Here is a 6,019-nt window from a genome sequence, read left to right on the forward strand (position 1 = left end):
ATAGTTAGCTAACTAGTCTTTCCTCATACATCTTGTCAAAATAATTACTCAAAGATAGGATACGATCATTATCTATAGGATTAATGTACCTCAAAAATATTTGTTCCGTGCTGTGTCCGGTAGCCTCCATCAAAAGCGGTGTCGGGATCTTTCCATAGAAATTAGAAGCAAAACTACGTCTTCCTATATGGCTGGAAAGTATTTCCCATTTTTCTGCATCTACATCTTTGGTACGATAACCGATCCGCATGCTGGCTTTGATGAGATTGTTGAGGCTGGCAAGTTTTGCGATGTGTTTGATCTGTTGGTTATAGTTCTGTATATCCATTATTGGATAAAGAGAACTTATCGGTATTGGATATCATCGAGCTCAATAAAAAAGATCTTCGGCTTAGCTGATAAGCAGATCAATGATTTTAACCAGGGACATAGTTCTTCTAGCAGATCTGATATCTTACAAATTCTGGATTATCAAAAAAAATACAAACCTGAGTTCGATTGTTATTACTTTAATAACTAATTGATTATAAGTTAAATGTGATTTAATCAATTGCGTCGGGCTTTAGCCCGATGATAAAATGAATCAAATAATTGGCTTTAGCCAAAATTTAAAGTAAGTTTTGGCTAAAACCAATTTGAAATCTTCATCATTAGACGGGCTAAAGCCCGCCTCTATTGATGTTTTTACAGTAATTTATAAATCGAACTCAGGTTACAAATTAAATAATACCCAGCTCGCAAACCATTTCCATGTGAGTAGAAATACCGTAACTAAATGGAAGAGGATGTATTTGATGCAATGTGAATTGTGAATAAGGTCTTGTTATTGTATGAATTTTCCAAAGGTTAAAGTGTATTATTTCATTTCCCACAATGGATAAAACTCTATATCCTGTGATCAGTTTTAGCCCCAACTATGAGCAAAGGAAAACAACATCGAATTTCTTTTCAATCAATATGTATATTTATTCTGCATTGTAAATTGAATTTGCATTTTTACGGATTTTTTCAAAAAAAGAATCCTTATAAGTGTTACCTATTGGAAGTTCCTTGTCGCCTATCATTACTGATAAATTATCGATATTGCTGATCTGTTTTAGAGATACAATATGAGATTTATGTATCTGCAAAAAATCTTCTGGTAATGCAGACAGAATGTTTTTAAGTGAGGTGTAGGTGATTATTTTTTTATGATGAGTGTGCAGACATATGTAGTTCTGCAAAGATGTGATATACAGGATGTCATCCACATTGACCTTGACATACTTATTTTTCCCTTGTGTTTTAATGAATAGGAAATCCAAGTGATCCTTTTTCTCTTCAGATATTGGAGGTGGTGCCAATTTTGAAATTGCCTGGCAAAATCTTTCAAAAGCAATTGGCTTTAGTAAATAATCTTTTGCGTTCAGTTCAAATCCTTCAAGTGCAAAATTAGGATAGGCAGTAGTAAAGATAATATTGATATTCTTGGAAATAATTCTTGAGAGCTGTATCCCTGTAAGTTGTGGCATCTGAATATCCAGAAAAACAACATCTACAATATTGCTGTTTAGAAATTCAAGTGCCTTGAGTGAGTCTGTGAAAACAGCAGTTCTTTCCAATGTATCTGTCTTTGCAATATAGCCTTCTAAAATACGGATAGCAGGTGGTTCGTCATCAACGATAATGCATTTTAAGGCCATGGCTTATTATCTAGAGTGATTTTTAAAACAGTTGTAAATATATCATTTTTAACATCGTGATCGAAAGTGAAATTCTCTTTATAGGCATAGTCAAGCCGTTTTTTAAGATTCTTAAATCCTGTCCCTGTTGAATAATAGTTTTCACCATTTACTATCAAATTAGAGGTAACCATTGTTAAAGAGTCATCATTTATTGTAATATTTATCATAGCCCTGTTGGTAGGGTCATTAAGCTTCCCATATTTAAATAAATTTTCTGTCAATTGAATGAGTGTAGAGGGAAGAATGGTGTGGTCACTACAGTTTCCGGTAACTAAAAAATCAATGAAAAGCTGATCTTCAAATCTTTTCTTCTGCAGCTTTACGTAGTTCTTCAAAAAATCCAGCTCATCAGAAAGCATAACATATTCTTTATCATTTTCGGTGATCACATATCTAAGTAAATTGGTCAGTGTAAGCAGGTCTGCTGCTGTTTTTTGATCCTTTTCTATCCAATCACTATAAAAAGAATTCAATGTGTTAAAAAGAAAATGAGGACTGACTTGTGATCTAAGCATATCAAACTGTGCTTTTTGATTTTCCAGTTGTAACTGTTGGTAATGACGCTGATAGGCCAGAAACTGCCATAACAAAAAATAAAGTGTGCTTAAAATTACAGCCGGTAATCCAAATAAAAAATTGTCTGTAACATAGTATCGGATGTTCAGTAATTTAGCAGAATAATTATGTATTCCGCTGATATTGTAAATGATAACTTCTTCAAGCAAATACCGGCTACAAACAAAGAACAAGAGACTTACCGGTATTGATACCATATAAAGCAAATATTTTCTTCTATACAGTAAATTGGAAAATACATAAAAGCCAAAGCAGTAAGTCAGAAATATACTGACTATATAGCTTGTGGAGAACCAAATGATGGGTGAGGAAAAGTTGACAGTGAGGCTGGTTTGTCTGATTCCGGTATTCCATAGTACAAAAACAAAAATCAGACCCGCAAAAAGAAAAAGATGATAATAAAACGGAGGCATTGTTTTCATAAGCAGAAGTAAAAATACAATTCCAAAATAGAAGTATTGCAAAAATTATATGAATTGGTAGTTTTAAAAGGTAAAAGCAGCAATTATCATATACGAAAACTCTGTATGGCTGATCTATACTGTTCATATATCAAATAACAGCGTTGGTCAAATTTTATTTTCCGTTAATTGAGGCCAGTCTATCTTAGCCGAAATTTTATTATTTATGAGAACCTTATTATTGATGCTGCTTTGTGCCTGTTTAAATCCTGTATTTTCACAAACAAAAAAGAAACAGATTTTAGTTATCGGAACTTTTCATTTTAGAAATCCAGGACTTGACGTTGCTAAAGTAAATACATTTAATGTGATGTCTGACAAAAGCCAACAAGAATTGGAAAGTATCAGCAACAGCATCGCTAAGTTCGCTCCTGCCAAGATTTTTGTTGAGTGGGACTATAGAAAACAAGATAAGTTGGATGATCTTTATTGTAAAAATTTGGACAGTTTGATGAAAAAAGACGCAAATGAACTGGTACAAATTGCGCTGAGAAGTGCTAAAAAGTTAAAACATCCTAAATTATATGGTGTTGATTATAAAGAAACAAGTTTTCCTTATGACAGCCTGATTACCCAAATGAAAATTGCTGGTCAGGTGGGTTTGGTCGAAGAAGGGGTAACTACGATGAAAGCTTATGAAAGTGCTCAGAATAAAAAGATGGCAGCTTTATCTTTAAGAGAATTGTTGCTGGATTTTAATACAAAACGATCTAATGATTTTAGTATGCAATGGTATTTTGGCAATGCCAGCAGAGGTGGCAAAAAAGATAATTTTGCGGGAGCCTTTTTAGTGTCCGAATGGTACAGAAGAAATCTGTATATGTATGCATTAGTCCAAAAGTTAACAGAAGTCAAAGATGATAAAGTAATGGTAATTCTTGGCGCAGGTCATATTGCGATGTTACGTGAATTTATCAAGTTTGATCCTGAATTTGAAATTGTAGAATTGAAAGACATACTTTAATTTACTGATGTTATGTTCAAGAAATTAATAAATTTGAAAACTCATTTTGGGGATTGAGTAAGTTGTTCAAAGAATTTAGAAAAATTTCTGTTGAAGAATCAAAAAATAAATCCGCTTCTGAAAGCAAAAATGGGAAAAACCTGCTTTTAGCGGCGATTTTTTATAGATTTATAACCCAAATAAATCTCTTGGCTTCTGATCAACCTGACTATCGATAATGAAGTTTAATTAATTTTTCAAGATTACCATAATAGTCTTTGTATTATTTTCTCTATTTCCTCCAATTTAAAAGTTATTTTTATGACATTTGCTGACCTATACATTCGTATGTAACGGATAAGGAAACAAATAATGTCTTTTCCTAATGTATTTATACTGACTTATAAGCCAGCACTGCGTGTCTCTGAGTCTAATTTTCGATTTAATTTCTATCTAATTATTATAATGATGCAAGACTTGATAAAATTTCCAAATCCTTGATAAAAGTATTCGAAAATTGCACCTCTGCGCACTTAAGGAGACAACTATTTATTAGTTGTCTCCTTTTTTTACACATAAATGCTTATTTTTCAAATCTTTATAATCTGATGTTTTGTGTTCGATATTTTAAACGTAAAAAGCTTAGTCTGTTTGAAATAAACAGTCTGAAAGTGCCACAATAGGCTTCTAATCTACAATCATTAAGAGTTCGAAATCTCCTTAAGGTTAGAGCTTTTTTTCTCTTTTGACTTATTGTAGGTTTTTGCTACTAAATATAGCAATTCTAATATATCCTTAGCTTCTTTCTCATTTACCTGAATACCATTCTTGGCCAGAATAATAATCGCTTGTTCTACTGAAACATTTCTATCAATGAAATTCATTTTTCCTATTGTTTTTTCGATTACTTTTTTTTGATAATATTTTTGAAAATGCTGGCTTAAGTTCTAATGAAAGGTCTCCAGTTTTATAATCAATATCAACAGGAGGAATAAGATTCACAAGATGCTTTTTATCTGAAGTATCAAACTCGACAAATTTTTGGAAAATCTCACGAAATGTCTTATTTTCCATTTGATTCATTTTATCGATTACTCTTAAATTAATAGTAATGTCACGCTCTTCTTTCTTCAGATTTTTTGTGTTGATTTGACTTTCTTGTTTTAATTCATTGTAATCATCGATTTTTAATATTCCTGCTATAAATAATTTCCTGCCTCGAGAAAGCGTTAATTTTTCCTCTTTTATCTTTCTGTCCACTAATTGTTGAGCATAGAAATAACTCGCTTTCTGAGTCTTTATATTCTGATCTTCCAAAATATTCTTAAACAACTCCATCGCGTTATCTGCTAGTATTAATTCTTGAAGTTTATTTTGATAACAGTTATTAAGTAAAACTGCACCAATTCTAATTTTACAACGATTATGGCAATGGTAATAGGGATATCTATTCTGCTTACCTTTTGAAAAACTCCCGGTAAGTTTTCGACCACAAACAGGACAAGTTAAAAAGCCTCGAAGAAAAAACATTTCTTTTAAATCATCTCTTTTAGCTGTCGTTTTTCGTTTTGTATTAATCACAGACTGAACTTGATCAAATAAAGACTCAGATATTAGTGGTTCATGTAATCCCCTTACTATCTGTCTTTCATTAGAATTAAGTTTGACGGATATGAGTCCACAATAAATTGGATTGCGCAAAATCCGGAAAAAGTGTGATTGTGACCGTTGTTATATCTATTAATAAAAATTTTTAACTTGATTTTTAAGAAATTATTTTAATAATTGATTGATGATAGTTTAGCAAGCTTATTCAAATCTTCCACAAAAGTGTTCGGGAAATGCACCGCTGAGGTCACTCTAAGGGAAAAGTCACTTTTAGGAGTGGTTTTTCCTTTTTTCACCCTGTAAGATATTGTTAATGTGTACTATAGATGATAGGACAATCTATCTTTGTAGAGAGTTCTCTTTTCTGAGATTTGTGATTTTGTTCAATATTTTAAAATTGCTTGTAAGAATTTCTTTTATTAATTCACGGTATACATCACGCATTCATATTTTTTAAAATCTCTTTCAAACGCTTGATTAACTAAATGAGAACTTTGTCTATAACCGCATTTAGAATTACAGTGATAATAATACACATTTTCTTTCCTCTCGATCCGCTACCGGTAATGTGACCTCCGCATTTGGGACATTTCAAAAAACCTCTTAATGGAAAATGGTTATGGGAAATTATTTTTCCATGTGGTCTTTCTTCCCAAGTTTTTCCGCTGATTACTTTCTGGACTTTATTAAATAACCTGAGTTCGGTT

Annotated in this window: 7 protein-coding genes and 1 pseudogene; 1 reads left to right on the forward strand and 7 read right to left on the reverse strand. The window is 32.1% G+C overall.

The features are described from left to right. Window positions 1-4 precede the first annotated feature (4 nt). From AXA65_RS09740 to AXA65_RS09750, 3 genes are all read right to left on the reverse strand, one after another. A complete protein-coding gene (locus AXA65_RS09740; RefSeq protein WP_086048149.1) occupies window positions 5-328 on the reverse strand; it encodes a hypothetical protein in 324 nt (107 codons plus the stop codon). Between the two features lie 637 nt (window positions 329-965). Further along, window positions 966-1,682: a LytR/AlgR family response regulator transcription factor gene (locus AXA65_RS09745; RefSeq protein ID WP_028123501.1), complete on the reverse strand. Its 717-nt coding sequence runs from the start codon at window positions 1,680-1,682 to the stop codon at window positions 966-968. Next, window positions 1,673-2,497 carry a sensor histidine kinase gene (locus AXA65_RS09750; protein ID WP_228373921.1) on the reverse strand — a complete coding sequence of 275 codons (825 nt, stop codon included), beginning with the start codon at window positions 2,495-2,497 and terminating at the stop codon, window positions 1,673-1,675. Before AXA65_RS09750 ends, AXA65_RS09745 begins: the two co-directional genes overlap by 10 nt. Window positions 2,498-2,927: 430 nt before the next feature. Between AXA65_RS09750 and AXA65_RS09755 the strand changes: the two genes are divergently transcribed. Then, window positions 2,928-3,725, forward strand: coding sequence for a DUF5694 domain-containing protein (locus tag AXA65_RS09755; protein ID WP_028123499.1), 798 nt, complete (start codon window positions 2,928-2,930; stop codon window positions 3,723-3,725). A 680-nt stretch (window positions 3,726-4,405) separates the two neighbouring features. Here the strand turns inward: AXA65_RS09755 and AXA65_RS09760 are convergent. The 4 genes and pseudogenes from AXA65_RS09760 to AXA65_RS20195 all read right to left on the reverse strand — a co-directional run. After that, window positions 4,406-4,588, reverse strand: coding sequence for a hypothetical protein (locus AXA65_RS09760; protein WP_028123498.1), 183 nt, complete (start codon window positions 4,586-4,588; stop codon window positions 4,406-4,408). Further along, entirely contained in the window at window positions 4,575-5,234 is a 660-nt protein-coding gene (locus tag AXA65_RS09765) for a zinc ribbon domain-containing protein (RefSeq protein WP_410492745.1), read from the reverse strand. Before AXA65_RS09765 ends, AXA65_RS09760 begins: the two co-directional genes overlap by 14 nt. A 54-nt stretch (window positions 5,235-5,288) precedes the next feature. Then, window positions 5,289-5,414, reverse strand: a pseudogene (locus AXA65_RS20560) (recombinase family protein); the annotation flags it as partial. 379 nt (window positions 5,415-5,793) lie between these two features. Then, the coding region (locus tag AXA65_RS20195) for a zinc ribbon domain-containing protein (RefSeq protein WP_228391659.1) at window positions 5,794-6,019 on the reverse strand (226 nt) is incomplete at its 5' end.

The organism is Chryseobacterium sp. FP211-J200 (assembly GCF_001643375.1).
Lineage (GTDB): Bacteria > Bacteroidota > Bacteroidia > Flavobacteriales > Weeksellaceae > Epilithonimonas > Epilithonimonas ginsengisoli.

Bases quoted from the DNA above. Each gene is read 5' to 3' on its own strand.
- AXA65_RS09755 (WP_028123499.1), top strand. From the start codon at position 2,928: ATGAGAACCTTATTATTGATGCTGCTTTGTGCCTGTTTAAATCCTGTA.
- AXA65_RS09760 (WP_028123498.1), bottom strand. From the start codon at position 4,588: ATGAATTTCATTGATAGAAATGTTTCAGTAGAACAAGCGATTATTATT.
- AXA65_RS09745 (WP_028123501.1), bottom strand. From the start codon at position 1,682: ATGGCCTTAAAATGCATTATCGTTGATGACGAACCACCTGCTATCCGT.
- AXA65_RS09740 (WP_086048149.1), bottom strand. From the start codon at position 328: ATGGATATACAGAACTATAACCAACAGATCAAACACATCGCAAAACTT.
- AXA65_RS09750 (WP_228373921.1), bottom strand. From the start codon at position 2,497: ATGGTATCAATACCGGTAAGTCTCTTGTTCTTTGTTTGTAGCCGGTAT.
- AXA65_RS09765 (WP_410492745.1), bottom strand. From the start codon at position 5,234: ATGTTTTTTCTTCGAGGCTTTTTAACTTGTCCTGTTTGTGGTCGAAAA.